The organism is Nonomuraea guangzhouensis (genome assembly GCF_019396345.1).
Classification (GTDB): Bacteria; Actinomycetota; Actinomycetes; order Streptosporangiales; family Streptosporangiaceae; genus Nonomuraea; species Nonomuraea guangzhouensis.
Genome location: NZ_JAHKRM010000023.1, coordinates 68,332 through 86,352, shown reverse-complemented (window position 1 = coordinate 86,352; position 18,021 = coordinate 68,332). Strand labels below are relative to the sequence as shown.

Sequence of the window (18,021 nt, the reverse complement as noted above, 5' to 3'; positions counted from 1 at the left end):
CAGCGATGCCACGCTGAGGAGATCAGGACATGCAGCTGCGCTATGGAATCAATCCACAGCGGTCAAAGGCGCACGCCAGCCCGACGACACCGGGCAGCTACCCCATCCAGGTATTGCACGGGCAACCTTCATACATCAACATGCTCGATGCGCTGAACGCCTGGCAGCTCGTCCACGAGGCGAATCAGGCGCTGGGCAAGCCGGCCGCTGCATCCTTCAAGCACCTTTCACCTGCGGGCGCGGCCCTGTCCGGCCCCATCGATCAGGTCACCGCCGAGCTGCACGGCATCGACAGCGAGCGCATCACCGGCCTGGCCAGCGCCTATCTGCGCGCCCGCGACGCTGACCCCAAATCCTCCTACGGAGACTTCGCCGCCGTCTCCCATCCCGTTGACGCCAGTCTTGCCGACCTGCTCACCGGCATGGTCTGTGACGGCATCATCGCCCCCGGCTTCGAACCCGGCACGGTCGAACAACTCAGCAAGAAGAAGAACGGCCGCTTCCTGATCATGGAAGCGGCCCCGAGATTCATCCCTCCCGAGCAGGAATCGCGGGAGGTCTACGGTGTCCGCCTGACCCAGGATCGTGACCGGGTGAGGCTCTCCCAGGACCTCTTCGAACTCATCGTGGGCGAAGCACTGCCTACTAAGGCTCTCGACGATCTGCTGCTGGGACTGGCTGTCCTCCGCTACACCCAGTCGAACTCGGTCTGTTATCTGCGGGACGGGATGGCTCTGGGCATCGGCGCTGGGCAGCAGTCCCGGGTGGACTGCACCCGTCTCGCCGGCGCAAAGGCCGACTCCTGGTGGCTTCGCCGCCATCCAGCCGTCCGCGGCCTGCCCTTCGTTCCCCACATACGCCGCCAGGAGAAGATCAACTGGCAGATCCGCTTCATCGAGGGAGACCTCACTCCGCAAGAACACCAGCGCTTCACGCAGGTGCTGACGGAACCCGCCGACGAGCTCACATCGGCCCAGCGCGCCACGTGGAGACGGCGACTGACCGGAGTCGCGTTCGCCTCTGACGGCTATCTGCCCTTCCGCGACAACATTGACCACGCGCACCGTCATGGCGTCACCTACATCGCCGAGCCCGGCGGATCCATCCGATCCGACGAGGTCGCAGATGCCTGCCGCGAGCACGGCATCACTCTCGCCCACACCAGCCTCAGACTGTTCCACCATTGACGCGTCCAAGCGTGTCCGCGACCAAGCAAGCGGCTATCTATGCCGCTCCACCCGGAGGTATTCGGAGAGTTCTGATATCCGACGGTGCCGTTACACCTGCTGGAGGGAGACCGCCGCTCCGCGACCGAAGCCATTTCCAGCGCTCTCCTGGGGAAACAGACCCCGGTGGCTCCCACAGACACCGAAGACACCGGTTGAAGGTCGGAAAGCAGAAGGCCCCTGACGGCGTAATGCCTGTTCAGGGGCCTTTCAGTTGCAGAGCCGACGAGGGGAATCGAACCCCTGACCTTCTGTTTACAAGACAGATGCTCTGCCGATTGAGCTACGTCGGCGCGGCCTATCAGTGTAGACGGTCAACGGCGCCGATGACGAGCCACCTCGTACAACGCCACGCCAGCCGCCACCCCCGCGTTCAACGACTCCGCAGCCGCCCGCATAGGAATCCGTGCCACAACGTCGCAGTGCTCCCGCACCAGCCGCGACAGCCCCTTGCCCTCGGAACCCACCACGACCACCAACGGCTCGCCCAGCAGGTCGACATCACCGATGTCCGCACTGCCCTCGCCATCGAGCCCGATCACGAACAGTCCAGCTTCCCGATACTCCCGCAGCGCCGCCGTGAGGTTGGCCGCCCGCGCCACGCGCAGGTTGGCCAGCGTGCCCGCGGACGTCTTCCACGCCCCGCCCGTCACCCCGGCCGAACGCCGCGACGGAATCAGCATGCCGTGCGCGCCGAAAGCAGTCGCCGAGCGCGCGATGGCGCCTAGATTGCGCGGATCGGTGACCCCGTCGAGCGCTATGACCAACGGCACTTCTGCCGCGTCCTGCGCCAATTCGACCAGTTCGGACGGGTGCGCGTAGTCGTACGCGGGGATCTGGAGCACGACCCCCTGGTGAACGGCGCCCTCAGTGAGCCGGTCAAGCTTTTCGCGGGTCGATTCGAGCAGCGCGATGCCCCGCGCCGTCGCGACCTTGATCGCGTCGCGTACGCGGTCATCGCTCTCGATGCGCTGCGCGACATAAAGCGCGTTGGCCGGCACCCCGGCGACCAGCGCCTCGAGCACCGGGTTGCGTCCACCGATGTATTCGGGCGCGTCCTCGGAACGTCGCTGCCGCGCCGGGCCAGGCCGCTGCCCACCCCGCTCCTCACGGGCGACCCGCTCGGCACGCGCCTTGTCCTTGTACCAGTGACGCATTTCAGCAGGCGGGGTGGAGCCCCTGCCCTCGAGCCCGCGGCGACCCTGCCCACCGGTGCCCTTGGACGGGCCCTTCTTCTTCGCGGGCCTGCCCGATGCCCTACCCCCAGCTGCCATGGCATTAAGGGTACTCGGGCCACCACCCACCTCACGCCTCGCTAAAGATCACAACCCAAGCACACGCTCTCGTACGGGTGCCAGAGCTGCACGACCGGCACCAAGAGGACAACTGCGGCTGGACACCGTGGCCGGCTCGGGTCTGGGGGGACGACGGACCGTGAACGCAAGCTCAAGACACCCCAGTGTCGACCGCAAGGTTCGCGACAGCTTTCATTCACATGTAGTGGCCGGTCCGCTGCGCGGGCGACCTAGCTTGGCGTGCGGCAACGATCATGACGATGACCGAGGTCAGAGCAATGCCGGCGCCGACGTAGAGCGGCGCGGCATAGCCGAGGCCCGCGGTGATGGCCAGACCCCCGAGCCAGGCGCCAAGGGCGTTGCCGACGTTGGACGCGGACACGTTGGCGCTGGCGGCCAGCGCCGCCCCCTGCGCGAGGTCGGTGACGCGAATGATCATGCCGGGGACGCTGGCGAACCCGAACAGCCCCATCAAAAACACCAGGATCACCGACGCGATGGCACTGCCGGCCAGCAGACCGAACACGGCCAGGGTGATGGTGAGTCCGAGCAGGGCGAGGACCAAGGCGCGGTCACGGTCACGGTCGGCCGCACGCCCGCCGATCAGGTTCCCGACGACCAGACCGATGCCGTACACCATCAGCAACCAGGCGACATCCGCCGAGGAGAAGCCGCCGACCTCGATGAACGTGTAGGCGATGTAGCTGAACGCACCGAACATCCCGCCATAGCTGAGCGCGGTGGCCGTCAGGGTCAGCCAGACCTGCCAAGACCGGAACGCACGAAACTGCGCCCGCAAGCCGCTGGGCGCTACCGGAGCGGAGCGGCCGGGCGGCCGCGCCTCTCCCGCCCAGCCGGGGACAAGAGCGGCGATTCCCGCCAGAGCGAGCACGCCGATCCCGGTGACTGCCCAGAAGGCCGCTCTCCAGCCCCAGCGTTCACCGACCAGCGCGCCGAACGGCACGCCCAGCACGTTCGCCACCGTCAGCCCGGCGAACATGACCGCCACCGCGCGGGCCTTCTTCTCCGGCGCGACCAGACTGCGGGCGACCAGCGAGCCGATCCCGAAGAACGAACCATGACATAACGCCGCAACGATCCGCCCAAGCAGCATCACCAGATAATTCGGCGCGACAGCGGACAACAGATTGCCGATGACGAACAACGCCACCAGACCGACCAGGATCCCCTTGCGAGGCAGTCGCGCCGTCGCCGCGGTCAGCGCGATCGCACCGATCGCGACACTCAACGCGTACCCGGAGATCAGCCAGCCCGCTGCCGCCTCGGACACCGCGAGACTCGACGCCACCTGCGGCAACAGCCCGGCGATCAAGAACTCCGTCAGACCGATGCCGAACCCGCCGAGTGCCAGCGCGATCAGTCCAGCCGGCATCCGTCGCTCTCCGATCGCGCGCCCAGCAAGTCACGGGGTACGGCGCTTCCTACCGTGGCGTACGAATCGCCCGGATCCCGAAACGCCGGCTTGCGGGCCGCCCGATGCCTGACCGCGCGGCGCCGAGGCCCCACTATGCCACCACGAGGTGTGAAGAGTCCGTACGGGTGTCCGTCGCCCGAAATGCCAGAATTCACGAAGTACGCGGAGCAGCCAAGCAACACACCACAGGCCCCGAGTCACAAGTAGCGAACCACCCGACTAATCCCCGAGCCCCCAGTTACGAATGCCCACCCGTCCGAGCCTCCGGCTGAGGGAACCGGAACAGCCCGTGCAACCTCCCCAAAGCCGGAAGATCACCAAATGCCCGAGCAGCCCCACTCTTGATCGCGTCACCAAACGTCGTCTTCCCCTCCCCCATCTCCACCAGAACATCGTCATCCATCTCAATAACCGCATCCGGCCGCTGAGCGGGCCCGTGTACCGTCTCGATCGTCCCGTCGTCGATCCGAGCGTGAAAAACCTCATCGGAGACCCGGAACTCGTACACCGTCCGCATCCCCACCGCCGCCTCCGGATCAAAGCCGGCCCGCAACGCCAGCACCGCCCACCCTGCTTGAAACGCCTCCCCTTCGCGACGCTCCCCCATCGCCCACTTCATGCCCCACCGCGCCAGAGCCAGCACCGCGGGCCCCAACTCCTCACCGGCTTCGGTCAGGGCGTAGGCAGGAGTACGCGCCGGCGCAGGCAGCACGACCTTGCGCACCAGCCCCTCGCGCTCGAGATGCTTCATCCGCGCCGCCAGCAGCCCGGTGCCCAGTCCGCGAAGGCTGTGCTGCAGATCCCCGAACCGTTTCGGCCCGGTCAGCAGCTCGCGCACGAGCAGCAGCGTCCACCGCTCGCCGACGATGTCCAGGGTCCGGGCAGTGGCACAGAACTGGTTGTACGTTCGCTGATCCACTTCAACATTCTAAGCTTCGAGCTTCCTGTTTCTGAATCTCGTACTCATAAGTACGTCAGCAACAGCACCCGGATCAGTGAGCATCACATCATGCGGCCCATCCAGAGCGACGGTCCGATACCCGACCGCCTCGGCGAACTTGTCGAAGGCAAAAGTCCGCGGCCTGCAGTAGACCGCCGTCCCAGGGATCCGATCGACGGCTCCGGTCAGGCGCGTACCTTCGGTGAAGGTACGCAGCGGCTGCGGACGCAACCGTTCCTGAAGCCACTGGGCTTCGTCCGGATCGGTGATGCCGAAGAGCGCCGGCGCGGGCGCGGGCACCTGCCAGCCATCAGGCTCACTTCCGGCGGAGGTACGAGCCGAGGCCCCCTGACCGATGAGCTCCGCCGAATCCTGGACGAACTTCACGAACCCTTCGGGAGCCAGGCTGAACATGCTGTCCCCATCCGCCCCGGCCCAGCCATCGACCATGATCACATGATCTATGCGTTCGGGACGAAGATCGGCTGCCTGCCGCACGACCAACCCCGCGTAGCTGTGCCCAACCAGCACAACACCTCCACCAACATGCGCATCAGCCGCATGCCGGGGCTCACGAATGTCAGTGTCGTAGCGGCCCCCGCGAACGCCAGCATTCTGACGCGTCTCAGGACCGGTGCCTGTACCGGTGCCCACACCCGTGTTGGCGTTGGTGCCGGAGCCCGTACCCGTGCCTGAGCCGGAGCCCGTACCCGTACCCCTGCCGGTGCCGGTGCCGGTGCCGGTGCCGGCGTCGAGGGCGGCGACGACCTGTGCCACATGGTCGTGCAACCCCACGTCCCGACCGTACGCGAGGTCAGGAACGATCGTTCGCGCTCCGGCGCGTCCGAGCAACGGAACGACGCGATCCCAAGCCCAGGGACCATGCCAAGCGCCGGCAACCAGCACAAAGGTGGTCACGAACCCACCCCCACGTGAAGCCGCGGCAGCACCCGCTCGGCGAACTCCTCCAAGGCCCCGCGATAGTCATCGACCGCGAACCGGATCACCACATGCCGCACCCCAGCCAACGCATACGAGTTCAGCCAATCGACCGCATCATCCGCAGGCCCCGCGAACGTGGCCTGAATGGACTCGATGAACTCGAGCGGCACGTTGTAGTACCGCTCAATACTGCTCCGCATCCGATCTCGCGCCCTCTCAGGCTCATCATCGAGACAGACCGTCGCATACAACGCGGGCGTGACCGAACGAGCCGCCGCCTCGCCTGACGCAGGGTCGCGCAGGCGTGCCATCTCCTGGACCACGCCCCATTCATCCGCGTACATCTGGCTTGTCGGCGGATAAGGGAGCCACCCGTCAGCCAGTCGTCCCACGCGCCGCAGCGCAGCCGCGCCGCTTCCCGCCAACCAGATCGGCGGCCCTCCTGCCTGTGCGGGCTTGGGTTCCAGCGTCACGTCGTGGAAGGCGAAGTGCGTCCCCCGGTGCGACACCGTCGCACCTGCCCACAATTGCCGCATCACGTCGATCGACTCTTCGGTACGGCTGACACGGCGCTTGAACTCGATGCCGAGCGCTTCGCACTGAGCCTCGGTGTTCGGATGTGGGAATCCGGCGCCCATCCCGGCGATGAGGCGTCCGTCGGAGATCCGGTCCAGCGTGGCGAGCTGGTGAGCCAGCAGGATCGGATGGCGTAAGGCGGGCAGGAGCACGGCCGTGCCGAGGGTCACCCGTTCCGTCACGGCGGCCAGCGCGGACAGGAGCATCAGCGGATCTGCGCGGGGGCGGGTCACGGGGCTGTCACCAGCCCAAACGGAGTCGAAGCCGAGATCTTCGGCCAGTCGTGCCTGCTCGATCAGCGCGGACGGCTCCCGATCGCCCAGAACGATCCAGTCACGTGTCGGCAGCAGGAAGCCGACCTTCAGTGTCGCCATGGTTCCTCCAGTGAAGTGATCGCAACCGGATCTTAGATCATTGACTTCCTGTTTTTGAAGTCTATGATTCACTTTCGAGAAATCAACGAGGAGGACTCTGAAATGACGAAACCGCTCTACACCGCGCAGGCTCAGGTGACCGGCGGCCGGGCGCACGGGCATGGGCGTTCCAGCGACGGGATGCTGGACGTGAACCTGCGTCAGCCGAAGGAACTGGGTGGAGATGGCGACGGGACAAATCCGGAGCAACTGTTCGCGGTCGGCTATGCCGCCTGCTTCTCGACCGTCCTGACGATGGTCGGGCAACGACAGGGACTGAAGGCTGGGGACGCGGCTGTGGACGCCAAGGTCATGCTGATCCCGAACGCCGACGGCACGTTCAAGCTCGGAGTCGAGATGGACATCACGCTGCCCTCGATCGAGGACCCGGAGCAGGCCGCCGGTCTGGTGCGCACCGCGCATCAGGTGTGCCCGTACTCCAACGCCACACGCGGCAACATCGACGTCGCCCTGTCAGTGAATGGCTCGGCGCTTTGAGGTAGCGGCCACATCGGCGAGAACGAGGCGGTGGGCTCTGAACGAAGCAGTGGGCTCCGAACGAGGCGGTGAGATGCCGTGTTGTGCCACCGAGGCTGTGTCCAGCCACCCGTGCAATCCCGCCGCCGAAGGCTGCCAACGAAGCTAGCCAGCGCAGGTTGCCGCCGAAGGTCGCTGGCCAAGGTTGTCGGTGAAGGGTATTGATGAGGGTTGCCGCCGAAAGTCACTGGTGAAGGTTGTCAGCGGAGCTCGCCACCGAAGGTCACCAGCGAAGGTCACCGACGAAGCATGCCGCCGAGGTGCGCCGGCGGAGGTTGATGATCAGCAGGTCCGTGCCGCCGAAGATCGAATGGTCGACGACCGCCTGGGGTCGGGTCAGGCCAGGGCGTGGGCCGGCAAACGGCGGCACACCTGCCGATCTTGTTGAGGACTACGGAGAGGGCCCGCCCCGCTTTCCGCACGTCACGAACCCTGAGTTGCGCCGATCACGGCGATAGCTGGATCAGCGACAGCGGCTGACCTGCGACCAGGCGGCACGTGCGGAAAACAGGACTAGCGGGACAGCTCCCAACGAGCCCCGTGCGGCGTGTCCTCCACCGTGACCCCGGCCGCAGCCAACTGGTCCCTGATCGCGTCGGCCGCAGCGTAGTCCTTACGCGCCCGAGCCGCCTTGCGCTGCTCCAGCGCCACGGCCACCAACGCGTCGACCACCGGCTTGAGGTCGGACTTCGCGGAGCGCCACTGCGGGGAACGCGGGTCGAGGCCCAGCACGTCCAGCATGTTCTGGGTCTCGGCCAGCAGCCGGGCCACCGCTTCCTTGTCGCCTCTGGACAGTGCCACGTTGCCCTCGCGCACCACCTCGTGCACGACCGCGAGCGCCTGCGGGGTGCCCAGGTCGTCGTCGAGCGCGTCGGTGAACGCCTGGGGCAGCGGGGCGTCGGCGTCGACGTCGTGGATCACTTCGGCGGCTCGGGTCACGAAGCCCTCGATGCGCTGGTAGGCGGCCGCGGCCTCCCGCAGCGCCTCCTCCGAGTAGTCGATCGACGAGCGGTAGTGCGGTGCCGCGAGGTAGTAGCGCAGCTCCACCGGGCGAACCTTCTGCACCATCTCCGGGATCAGCAGTGAGTTGCCGAGCGACTTGCTCATCTTCTCGGCGCCGATCTTGACCAGGCCGTTGTGCATCCAGTAGCGGGCGAAGCCGTCACCGGCCGCCTGGGACTGGGCGAGCTCGTTTTCATGATGCGGGAAGATCAGGTCGAGGCCGCCGCCGTGGATGTCGAACGTCGCCTCGAGGTATTTGGTGGCCATGGCCGAGCACTCCAGGTGCCAGCCAGGACGGCCGGGGCCCCAGGGGGTCGGCCAGGTCGGCTCGCCGGGCTTGGCGCCCTTCCAGAGGGCGAAGTCGCGCGGGTCGCGCTTGCACGACTCGTCGTCGGTGTCGGCCGCCGGCCGCATGTTGGCCAGCTTCTGGTTGGACAGAGTGCCGTAGCGGTCCTCGTAGGAGACGACGTCGAAGTAGACGTCGCCACCCGAGGCGTAGGCGTGGCCGCGGTCGATGAGCCGCTGCATCAGGACGATCATCTCGGGCACGTGACCGGTCGCGCGGGGCTCGACGGTCGGGGGCAGGCAGCCGAGAGTGTCGTACGCCCAGGTGAAGGCGCGCTGGTTGCGCTCGGCGACCGTGAACCACGGGACGCCGTCCTCGGCGGCCACCCGGATGATCTTGTCGTCGATGTCGGTGACGTTGCGGCAGAACGTCACCTCATATCCCGAACGCAGCAGCCAGCGGCGCAACACGTCGAAGTTGACCCCTGAGCGGATGTGCCCCACGTGCGGGGGAGCCTGCACGGTCGCCCCACACAGGTAGATCGACGCCCGGCCGGCTTCGACCGGAACGAATTCGCGAGTGGCGCGTGCGCTGGTGTCGTAGATGTGCAGGCTCACGAAAGAAAGGCTAACGCCTACTCCACCATCGCAGGCCCTTTAATCACTCACGCATGGTGACCTTCTCTGGGCTTATCCGGACAATTAGCCGCTCAACTCCTGGCTTGTCCTCCCAGGGCTTACCGGTGTACTTGTGCGACAGCTCCTGGATGAGGTCGCCGGCGGGGTCGTCCTCCATGGTCACGTGACCACGCACCTCGGCGTAGCGGTAGGGGTTCGCCGGGTCGATGATGAGCAGGCTGGCCCGGGGGTCGCGCTCGAAGTTGCGCGGCTTGCGCCGGCCCTTGGCGGTGGAGAAGAGCACGTCGTCTCCGTCCGTACGCACCCATACGACCGTCGACTGCGGCCCGCCGTCGGGATTGAGGCTGGTCACCGTCGCGTAGTTGGGCCCGTCGAACAGCTCGCGCACGCCCTCTGAGAGCTCGGCCATGTATCTCCCTTGATCGGTCCTGACCCCCATTCTTCTGTAGGCTCGAACCGCCATGGACGTGACTCCCCCTTCTACGCTCCGACGCCTGGGCATCGCCCTCGCCGGTCTCGCGGTGGCCGGCCTCACGGCGGTCGCCTGCGTGCTCTCCTTCGACGACCTGCGGGCACTGGCCATCCGTGGCGAGTCCCGACCCGACCTCGCCTTCCTCTATCCGGCCGGCTTCGACGCGCTCCTGGTCGTCGCGCTGATCGGCGTCCTCCTGCTGCGCTCGGCCCACCTGCTGGTACGCGCCCAGGCCGCGGTCGTGCTGGTCCTGCTCATCGTGGCCGCGGCCGCGTCGAACGTCGCGCCGGCGCTCCAGGTCCAGCTCGACGTACAACCTCTCGCGGTGGGGGTGGCGCTCGCCCCGTGGGTCATGCTGGCGCTCGCCCTCTGGCTGTGGTTGCTGCTCATCAAGCACGTTCAGGGCCGCAGGACGTCCATGGACGACGATGACGACGGTACGGCGGAGCAGGACATCGTGCCCTTCCACCGGGGCCGCCCCGCCGACACGCCGCCGCCGCTCACCCAACCGCTTCACCCCGTGCTGGAGACCACACCGGTCGTCGGCCCCACGGCCGCTCCAGAGACCCCGCCCATCTCCGCCCAGGTGACCCGCTGGCCCGCCACCCCGGACCAGGAGCCGGAGTTCGAGGACCGTCGCGATCGTGAGGCGCTCACGGAGCCGGGAGCGCCGCCACGGCCACGCCAGCAGGCCGACGACCTGCCGCCTGAGCCGGATCCCCGCGCCCAGGCCCGCAAAGAGGACGATGCCCAGCGAGCGAGTACGGCCTCGCGGGCCACCGCGCCGTGGCAGGAGCCGGAGCCGGGCAGCCGTACCGAGCAAGGCGCCCGCACCGAGCCAGGCGGACGGACTGAGTCAGGCGGAAGGACCGAGCCGAGCACACGCACCGAGCCAGGTGAACGCACGGAGCCGAGCGGGCGCACGGGATCGCAAGTCGGCGACGCTCCCACGCGGGCGCCGAAACTCCGCCGTGGTCTCCGCAAGCGCGCTCAGGAACCCACCTACGAGGACCCCCGGCCGGAGCCGGAGCCCCGCCTCAGCCGAGAGCCCGAGCCGGCCCCGGAGACAGACCACCAGGCGACAGACCACCACGCGGCGGGCCACAGCGAGGCAGCGCCCGTGGCAGGCGGAGAATCCCGGCCCGACACATCCCGGGAACCACGGCCAGAAACCGCGGCCCGCACCTCACAGCCAGAGCCGGAACCCGAGCTCAAGCGCCCCGTGCGCTGGGGTGATCGGATCAAGCCGACCGACGTCCTGGTCCACCCCCGCACCCCCGCCGTCTCCGACCGAGACACCGACACCCAACCGGTCCGCGTCTTCAGCGACACCCCGGACACATCAGCCCGCACAACCCAAGAACCAGCCAGCCCCGACCCCGACCACGGCCCGGAAGCCGCCGACCCGGCCGAGGCCGCCACCGCCCGCTCACTCGAAGACCGGGACCTGGAGGACACCGCCCCACACCCGGTCATAGAAGACGACGCCCCAGCCCCCTCAGGCAGGCTCCGCAGCACGCCCCTCCCCCCAGAGGAATGAGTAGAAGACCCGCCCGGTGTGAGCACCGGGCGGGTCTTCGCGTACCGTCCCGCGCCGAAGGGGATCCGGCACGGTCACGGGACCGTCTAGCCATCGTCTAAACGTTCGTACCGCTGCCCCGCCGCAGCCCAGCCACGAGCCCGACACCGACAACGGCGAGAACGACCTGCATGACCAGTTCGATCCAGTCGATGCCATTGGTGGTGGCGACGCCGAGGACCTGGGCGATGAGCGTGCCCACCAGGGCGGCGACGATACCGACGACGATGGTGAGGATCCACCCGATGGCCTGTCTGCCGGGAAGCAGCAGACGACCGAGGGCGCCGATCACGGCGCCGATCACGATGGCGCCAAGGATGGACTGGATTGTCATGACCAAACCTCCCAGTGAGAGTGAGCCGTTCACTCTCGGGAGAGATCAGTACCCGAGCATCGGCGAATATGCGTTGTCGGCTCGAAACGGCAGGTCAGATCGGGGTTCCTCCGGCGCGGCCGCTCTTCCCGGTGGTCATCTTGGTGACGATCAGGACTCCGAGGACGGCCAGGGCGAGCTGGAGTATGTGTTCGATCCAGTCGATGCCCCTGGTGTCGGCCCAGCCGAACGCCTGGGCGATGAGCGTGCCGAGCAGAGCCGCCACGATGCCGACGATCAATGTCAGGCCGATGGACATGTTCTGCTTGCCGGGCACTATCAGCCGGGCCAGCGCTCCGACAATGGCGCCGATGACGACTGCGGAAACAATCGCGCCGATCATGTGTTGCTCCCCCCGAAGACGTTCCACATGTCTTTGGAGGACCTACCCGACATATCGGGAAGCTACCCATGGGAAGGCGGCGATCCGTACCGCGCCAGTAACGGACCGCCGCCCCGTTCGACTCGGCGGGCCGGAGGCCGCACCCGCCGGGATACCCTCACGCATCCCGGTAAAGGACGCGGCAGTCCGGCCACAGGTTGACCAAGCGCTAGAGAACAACGAGCGCGGTCGCGATGGCCGCCACCCCTTCGCCGCGCCCGGTCAGCCCGAGCCCGTCCGTGGTGGTCGCGCTGACGCTCACAGGCGCCCCCAGAGCGGCGCTGAGCGCCTTCTCGGCCTCCGTACGGCGCGGAGCCAGCTTGGGCCGGTTACCGATGACCTGGAGGGCCACGTTGCCGATCTCGAAGCCCGCCGAACGCACCTGGCGCGCGGCCTCCGCCAGCAGGGTGACACCCGAGGCGCCCGCCCAGCGTGGATCGGCGGTGCCGAACAGGCCGCCGAGATCACCGAGCCCGGCGGCGGACAACAAGGCGTCGCAGGCCGCGTGCGCGGCGGCATCGCCGTCGGAGTGGCCCGCGAGTCCGGTCTCACCCGGCCAGTAGAGGCCGGCGAGGTGCAGATCTCGCCCTGAAACGAACGGGTGGACGTCGACTCCGACGCCCACCCGTGGAAGTTTCGTGTTCAGGAGTTGAGGACCTCGTCGAGCAGGGCTTCCGCCTTGTCCTCATTGGTCTTCTCGGCGAGGGCCAGCTCACTCACCAAGATCTGACGGGCCTTGGCGAGCATACGCTTCTCACCAGCGGACAGGCCGCGCTCGCGGTCCCTCCGCCAAAGATCCCGGACCACCTCGGCGACCTTGTTGACATCGCCGGACGCGAGCTTCTCGAGATTGGCCTTATAGCGCCGGGACCAGTTGGTCGGTTCCTCGGTGTGCGGCATCCGAAGAACATCGAAAACCCGCTCAAGGCCTTCCTGGCCGACAACGTCGCGCACGCCGACTAGTTCCGCGTTTTCAGCTGGCACCTGGACGGTAAGGTCGCCCTTGTCGACCTTGAGCACCAGGTAGGTCTTTTCCTCACCCTTGATGGATCGCTTCGTGATTGCTTCGATCCGAGCAGCCCCATGGTGGGGGTAGACGACAGTGTCGCCGACCTGGAAAGTCATGTGACAAGTACCCCTTCCGCTGTACTCCAGAGTACCACGCATCCACAGGCTCCCGGAACAGTGAAATCATCATAACTGCAGGTCAAAGCGGCATATTGGGGGTTGACAAGCGGTCAACTGTATGAATCGCATATGCGCGCATAGCTAATGACCTGCAGGGGTGCGGATATGACCATGGATTCGGATGGATATGGTGGGCGCTGCCCTACACGCATGTGCAAGACCCTAGGAGAACCCGCTCGTGACCCGCCGCCGCTGGATTGTCGCCGCCGCCGTCTTCCTGGTCGCCCCTGTGCTGGCCGGGTGTTCGGCCGGATTCGACGCCAACACCAACAAGCCGTATGCACCCAATGAGGCAGGGGTTCTCTTCGACCAGGCGAAGAACTACGGCATGCACGGCATCCAGATCCCCCAGGCGTTCATCCTCGGCCCCGACTCCGGCGCGCAGCTCGCCTGGCGCGGCTCCGCCCCGGTCTACCTGAACGTCCTCAACACCAACGGCGCCCCCGACACGCTCACGGCGGTCAGCGCCGGCACCATGGCCACCGCGAAGGTGGCGGCGCCGATCCAGCTGCCGAGCAACCAGCTCGTCAACACCGGCAAGCCGAGCCCGCAGATCATGCTGGAAGGCCTCTCCAAGGCCCTCAGAGGCGGCGAGAGCATCCGCCTGGACCTCCAGTTCGCCAACGCCGGGGTCGTGTCCATGGACGTCCCTGTGGTCACGCGCAGCCGCGAGTTCAAGGACTACCCGCCGGCGCCCAACGCGACCGCCGCGCCGACGCCGTCGCCCTCGGCCTCCGCCGAGACCACCGAAGCGGCCCACTAGCAAAAAAGCGGGAGCCCCGGTACGTACCGGGGCTCCCTTCAGATCTTCAGCTCTCCACCGCGTCGAACTTGTAGCCCAGCCCGCGCACGGTCAGGATGCAGCGCGGGTTCGACGGGTCCGACTCGATCTTGGCGCGCAGACGCTTGACGTGTACGTCGAGCGTCTTGGTGTCACCCACATAGTCGGCCCCCCACACCCGGTCGATGAGCTGGCCCCGGGTGAGCACCCGCCCGGCGTTGCGCAGCAGCACCTCCAGGAGCTCGAACTCCTTCAGCGGCAACTGCACCTGCTCGCCGCGTACGGCCACCACATGCCTGTCGACGTCCATGCGCACGGGCCCCACGGCCAGCACCGCCGACTCCAGCTCGTCCACGACGTCGCCCTGGCGGCGCAGCACCGCGCGGATGCGGGCGACGAGCTCGCGTGAAGAGAACGGCTTGGTGACGTAGTCGTCGGCGCCCAGCTCCAGGCCCACGACCTTGTCGATCTCACTGTCCTTGGCGGTCAGCATGATGACCGGCACCTTGGAACGCTGCCGCAGCGAGCGGCACACCTCGGTGCCCGGCAGGCCGGGCAGCATCAGGTCGAGCAGCACCAGGTCGGCGCCGCTCCGGTCGAATGTGTCGAGTGCCTCCGGCCCGGTCGCCGCGACGGAGACCTCGAAGCCTTCCTTGCGGAGCATGTACGACAGGGCGTCGGAGAACGACTCCTCGTCCTCGACCACGAGAACTCGGGTCATTTTGCGGCCTCCAGGGTGTTCGGGGGTGGAACGACCACCGCGGTGCCGCCGAATGCGGGCAGCCGCAGCGTGAATGTGGAGCCGGAGCCTTCCTTGCTCCAGACGGAGACCTCGCCGGCGTGCGCCGCGGCGACGTGCTTGACGATCGCGAGGCCGAGACCGGTGCCGCCGGTCGCCCGGGACCTGGCCGCGTCGACGCGGAAGAAGCGTTCGAAGATGCGTTCCAGGGATTCTTCCGGAATGCCGATGCCCTGGTCGCTGACGCTGATCTCGACCGAGTCGCCCGCCGGTCTGACGCTGACGACGACCCGAGTGTGTTCGGGGCTGTAGGCGATGGCGTTGTCGATGAGGTTGCGCAGGGCGGTGACGAGCAGTTCGTCGTCTCCCCAGATGCGCAGGCCCTCGGTGCCGCCGGTGACGAGTGTGATGTCCTTGGCGATCGCCCTGGTGTTGCAGTGGTCGATGGCGTCGTTGATGGATTCGTCGATCGAGACCTGGCCGGGGGTGGGGATGGGCTCGGCGCCCTGGATCCGGCTCAGCGTGATCAGGTCCTGCACCAGGTAGGTGAGCCTGGCGGCCTCGTGCTGCATGCGCCCGGCGAACCGGGTGACGGCCTCGGGATCGTCGGCGGCGTCCTGGATGGTCTCGGCGAGCAGGCTCAGCGCGCCGACGGGGGTCTTGAGCTCGTGGCTGACGTTCGCCACGAAGTCGCGGCGGACGGCCTCGACCCTGCGCCGCTCGGTCTGGTCCTCGGCGAGCACCAGGACCTGGCCGTACGAGCCGAGCGGCGCCACGCGGACCGCGAAGTTCGTGATCTCCTGGCCGAACTTGTGCCCGGCGACGTCGATCTCGCTCTCCCGGATCTCGCCGTCCCGTCGTACCTGGCGGGCCAGGGCGAGGAGTTCGGCGGCCATCAACCGGTCGCCCTTGACCAGCCCGAACGCGCGGGCGGCCGAGCTGGCTCGCAGCACGCGGTCGTGCGCGTCGAGCACGACCGCGGACGAGGGCAGCACGGCCAGGACCGAGGCCACGCCCTGCGGGAGGGCGCCGGGCTCCTGGTCGCCGGCCGTCGCGGTCCTGCTCTGGGCCTCGACCTGGTTGCGGTAGAACAGGACCGCCAGCGCTCCCACGACGAACCCCGCCAGGGCCGTCAAGCTCATGGCCATCTCACTCATGTCTTCGATGGTAGGTGGCCTTCCCCAAGGGGCACCCCTCTCACCTGGGGATGAACGTCTCTTTCTGGGAAAGTTCATCTCGTGGTAGGAGTTCGTTCATCGAGATCCACGTAGGTTGACGGCATGCGCGACGCATACCATGAAGAACTCGATTCCCTGACTAACAAGCTGGTCTTGATGACCACGCTGGTCCGCTCGGCCATTTCCCGGGCCACCACCGCCCTGCTCGACTCCGACCTCCAGATCGCGGAGAGCGTGATCTCCCGGGATGCGGAGGTGAACGCGACGTTCGAGGAGATCGAGACGTCCATCTTCGAGCTGATGGCCAGGCAGCAGCCGGTGGCCGTCGACCTGCGGATGGTGATCACGGCTCTGCGGATGGGCACGGACCTGGAGCGTATGGGCGACCTGGCAGTGCACGTGGCCAAGGTCGCGCGGCTGCGCCACCCCGACACGGCGATCCCGCCGGAGGTGCGGCCCACGATCCTGCAGATGGGCCAGATCGCCGAGACCCTGGTCACGAAGGCGGGTAGCTGCATCGCCTCACAGGACGTGGAGTCGGCGTTGGAGCTCGAGTCCGACGACGACGCCATGGACAAGCTGCACCGGCGGTTGTTCAGGAACATCCTGTCCAAGGAATGGCCGCACGGCGTGGAGCCGGCCATCGACATCACGCTGATCGGCCGCTACTACGAGCGTTACGCCGACCACGCGGTCCGCGTGGCCGGTGACGTCGTCTACCTGGTGACGGGCGCCCGCCCGAGCTGACATCGGTGGGGCGCTCGTACGCGCCCCACCCAGGGTGTCAGCGGCCCTGGTTGGCGACCGCCTCGATCGCCGCCTTCGCCGCCTCGGGGTCGAGGTATTCGCCGCCGCGCTTGAGCGGCCGGAACTCGTCGTCCAGTTCGTAGCGCAGCGGGATGCCCGTGGGGATGTTGAGTCCGGCGATCTCCTCGTCGGGGATGCCGTCGAGGTGCTTGACCAGCGCGCGCAGCGAGTTGCCGTGCGCCGCCACCAGCACGGTGCGCCCGGCCGCGAGATCCGGGACGATCTCGTCGTACCAGTAGGGCAGCATGCGGTCGACGACGTCCTTGAGGCACTCGGTGCGCGGCATGAGCTCGGGCGGCAGCAGGGCGTAACGCGGGTCGCCCGCCTGGGAGTACTCGTCGCCGTCGGCGATCGGGGGCGGCGGGACGTCGAAGGAGCGCCTCCAGAGCATGAACTGCTCGTCGCCGAACTCCTCGCGCGTCTGCGCCTTGTTCTTGCCCTGGAGCGCGCCGTAGTGGCGCTCGTTGAGCCGCCACGAGCGCTTGACCGGCAGCCAGAGCAGGTCGGCCTCGCCCAGGGCGAGCTGGGCCGTCTGGATGGCCCTGGTCAGCAGGCTGGTGTGGACCACATCGGGCCGCACGCCGGCCTCCACCAGGAGCTTGCCGCCCCGGCGGGCCTCGTCCTCGCCCTTGGCCGAGAGGCTCACATCCACCCATCCGGTGAACAGGCCTTTCGCGTTCCAGTCACTCTCGCCGTGCCGTAGCAGCACCAAAGTCGCCATGCGGGCAATCCTATGGCGGGCCTCAGCCACCGTTCCGCGCCGGATCCGCGAAACGGGCGAACGCCTGCAGATTGGCCAGCGACTCGCCGCGTTTGGCGCGCCATTCCCACTCGCGCCTGATCGACGAGGCGAAGCCGAGCTCCAGCGCCCGGTCGAACCAGTCGTCGGAGTAGGTCAGCACGCAGCCGAGCAGCCGGTCGATCTCCTCCTCGGTGATCGCCGTGAGCGGCACCCGGCCGACGAGGTAGACGTCGCCGACGGTGTCGATGGAGAAGTGCACGCCGTACATGCCGCCGTTCTTGGCGAGCAGCCACTTGTAGAACTCGGTGTGGTTCTCGTCAGGCTGGCGGCAGAAGAACGCCTCGACGTGCAGCGCCTGATCGCCGATGATCAACCACGTCATCGTGGCGAGCTTGTGCTGCCCGGGTAGCTTCACCAGGAACGCCCCTGGTCGCGGCTCGTCGAAGGAGACGTCCGCGGCCTTGAGCGCGGTTTCTACGACATCGCGCAT

Annotated in this window: 20 protein-coding genes and 1 tRNA gene; 5 read left to right on the top strand and 16 right to left on the bottom strand. The window is 67.4% G+C overall.

What is annotated here, in order from left to right; all coding sequences use genetic code 11:
- The first annotated feature begins 29 nt into the window (after positions 1-29).
- On the top strand, positions 30-1,187 hold the full coding sequence (locus tag KME78_RS40100; protein ID WP_219534722.1) for a phosphoribosylaminoimidazolecarboxamide formyltransferase: 1,158 nt from the start codon (positions 30-32) through the stop codon (positions 1,185-1,187).
- Between the two features lie 259 nt (positions 1,188-1,446).
- Here KME78_RS40100 and KME78_RS40095 read toward each other — a convergent pair.
- The 6 genes from KME78_RS40095 to KME78_RS40070 all read right to left on the bottom strand — a co-directional run bounded on the left by KME78_RS40095 (position 1,447) and on the right by KME78_RS40070 (position 6,788).
- Positions 1,447-1,519 (bottom strand) — tRNA-Thr (locus KME78_RS40095).
- 21 nt (positions 1,520-1,540) lie between these two features.
- A complete protein-coding gene (gene rlmB, locus KME78_RS40090) occupies positions 1,541-2,500 on the bottom strand; it encodes a 23S rRNA (guanosine(2251)-2'-O)-methyltransferase RlmB (protein WP_219534721.1) in 960 nt (319 codons plus the stop codon).
- Between the two features lie 217 nt (positions 2,501-2,717).
- Positions 2,718-3,914 (bottom strand): MFS transporter, encoded by a 1,197-nt coding sequence (locus tag KME78_RS40085; RefSeq protein ID WP_219534720.1) that lies wholly within the window; start codon positions 3,912-3,914, stop codon positions 2,718-2,720.
- Positions 3,915-4,194: 280 nt separating this feature from the next.
- A complete protein-coding gene (locus tag KME78_RS40080) occupies positions 4,195-4,875 on the bottom strand; it encodes a winged helix-turn-helix transcriptional regulator (protein ID WP_219534719.1) in 681 nt (226 codons plus the stop codon).
- 9 nt (positions 4,876-4,884) lie between these two features.
- Positions 4,885-5,814 (bottom strand): alpha/beta fold hydrolase, encoded by a 930-nt coding sequence (locus KME78_RS40075; RefSeq protein ID WP_219534718.1) that lies wholly within the window; start codon positions 5,812-5,814, stop codon positions 4,885-4,887.
- Entirely contained in the window at positions 5,811-6,788 is a 978-nt protein-coding gene (locus tag KME78_RS40070) for an LLM class flavin-dependent oxidoreductase (protein WP_219534717.1), read from the bottom strand. Before KME78_RS40070 ends, KME78_RS40075 begins: the two co-directional genes overlap by 4 nt.
- Positions 6,789-6,890: 102 nt before the next feature.
- Between KME78_RS40070 and KME78_RS40065 the strand changes: the two genes are divergently transcribed.
- Entirely contained in the window at positions 6,891-7,325 is a 435-nt protein-coding gene (locus tag KME78_RS40065) for an organic hydroperoxide resistance protein (protein WP_219534716.1), read from the top strand.
- Between the two features lie 552 nt (positions 7,326-7,877).
- Here the strand turns inward: KME78_RS40065 and cysS are convergent.
- A complete protein-coding gene (gene cysS / locus KME78_RS40060) occupies positions 7,878-9,269 on the bottom strand; it encodes a cysteine--tRNA ligase (protein ID WP_219534715.1) in 1,392 nt (463 codons plus the stop codon).
- Positions 9,270-9,312: 43 nt separating this feature from the next.
- The gene (locus KME78_RS40055) at positions 9,313-9,699 is read right to left on the bottom strand and encodes a PPOX class F420-dependent oxidoreductase (protein ID WP_219534714.1); all 387 of its coding nucleotides are present in this window, start codon (positions 9,697-9,699) and stop codon (positions 9,313-9,315) included.
- 58 nt (positions 9,700-9,757) lie between these two features.
- On the opposite strand from KME78_RS40055, the gene KME78_RS40050 reads away from it, so the two are divergent.
- Positions 9,758-11,302 carry a DUF2637 domain-containing protein gene (locus KME78_RS40050; protein WP_219534713.1) on the top strand — a complete coding sequence of 515 codons (1,545 nt, stop codon included), beginning with the start codon at positions 9,758-9,760 and terminating at the stop codon, positions 11,300-11,302.
- Between the two features lie 97 nt (positions 11,303-11,399).
- On the opposite strand, the gene KME78_RS40045 is transcribed toward KME78_RS40050, so the two are convergent.
- From KME78_RS40045 to KME78_RS40030, 4 genes are all read right to left on the bottom strand, one after another.
- Positions 11,400-11,675: a GlsB/YeaQ/YmgE family stress response membrane protein gene (locus KME78_RS40045; protein ID WP_219534712.1), complete on the bottom strand. Its 276-nt coding sequence runs from the start codon at positions 11,673-11,675 to the stop codon at positions 11,400-11,402.
- 94 nt (positions 11,676-11,769) lie between these two features.
- Positions 11,770-12,057: a GlsB/YeaQ/YmgE family stress response membrane protein gene (locus tag KME78_RS40040; protein ID WP_219534711.1), complete on the bottom strand. Its 288-nt coding sequence runs from the start codon at positions 12,055-12,057 to the stop codon at positions 11,770-11,772.
- A 208-nt stretch (positions 12,058-12,265) separates the two neighbouring features.
- A complete protein-coding gene (gene ispF / locus KME78_RS40035) occupies positions 12,266-12,721 on the bottom strand; it encodes a 2-C-methyl-D-erythritol 2,4-cyclodiphosphate synthase (protein ID WP_219534710.1) in 456 nt (151 codons plus the stop codon).
- Between the two features lie 17 nt (positions 12,722-12,738).
- On the bottom strand, positions 12,739-13,221 hold the full coding sequence (locus KME78_RS40030; RefSeq protein WP_043624891.1) for a CarD family transcriptional regulator: 483 nt from the start codon (positions 13,219-13,221) through the stop codon (positions 12,739-12,741).
- Positions 13,222-13,462: 241 nt separating this feature from the next.
- Here KME78_RS40030 and KME78_RS40025 point away from each other — a divergent pair, with 241 nt between their 5' ends.
- Entirely contained in the window at positions 13,463-14,047 is a 585-nt protein-coding gene (locus KME78_RS40025) for a copper chaperone PCu(A)C domain-containing protein (protein ID WP_308127308.1), read from the top strand.
- 46 nt (positions 14,048-14,093) lie between these two features.
- Here the strand turns inward: KME78_RS40025 and KME78_RS40020 are convergent, their stop codons facing one another.
- Positions 14,094-14,786: a response regulator gene (locus tag KME78_RS40020; RefSeq protein ID WP_214642201.1), complete on the bottom strand. Its 693-nt coding sequence runs from the start codon at positions 14,784-14,786 to the stop codon at positions 14,094-14,096.
- Positions 14,783-15,961, bottom strand: coding sequence for a sensor histidine kinase (locus tag KME78_RS40015; RefSeq protein ID WP_219534709.1), 1,179 nt, complete (start codon positions 15,959-15,961; stop codon positions 14,783-14,785). The genes KME78_RS40020 and KME78_RS40015 overlap by 4 nt, the downstream gene beginning before the upstream one ends.
- A 123-nt stretch (positions 15,962-16,084) precedes the next feature.
- Between KME78_RS40015 and phoU the strand changes: the two genes are divergently transcribed.
- A complete protein-coding gene (phoU, locus tag KME78_RS40010) occupies positions 16,085-16,729 on the top strand; it encodes a phosphate signaling complex protein PhoU (RefSeq protein WP_219534708.1) in 645 nt (214 codons plus the stop codon).
- Between the two features lie 37 nt (positions 16,730-16,766).
- Here phoU and KME78_RS40005 read toward each other — a convergent pair whose 3' ends face one another.
- A complete protein-coding gene (locus KME78_RS40005; protein WP_219534707.1) occupies positions 16,767-17,510 on the bottom strand; it encodes a phosphoglyceromutase in 744 nt (247 codons plus the stop codon).
- 22 nt (positions 17,511-17,532) lie between these two features.
- Complete coding sequence (locus tag KME78_RS40000; RefSeq protein WP_219534706.1) at positions 17,533-18,021, bottom strand: type III secretion system chaperone family protein; 489 nt, start codon at positions 18,019-18,021, stop codon at positions 17,533-17,535.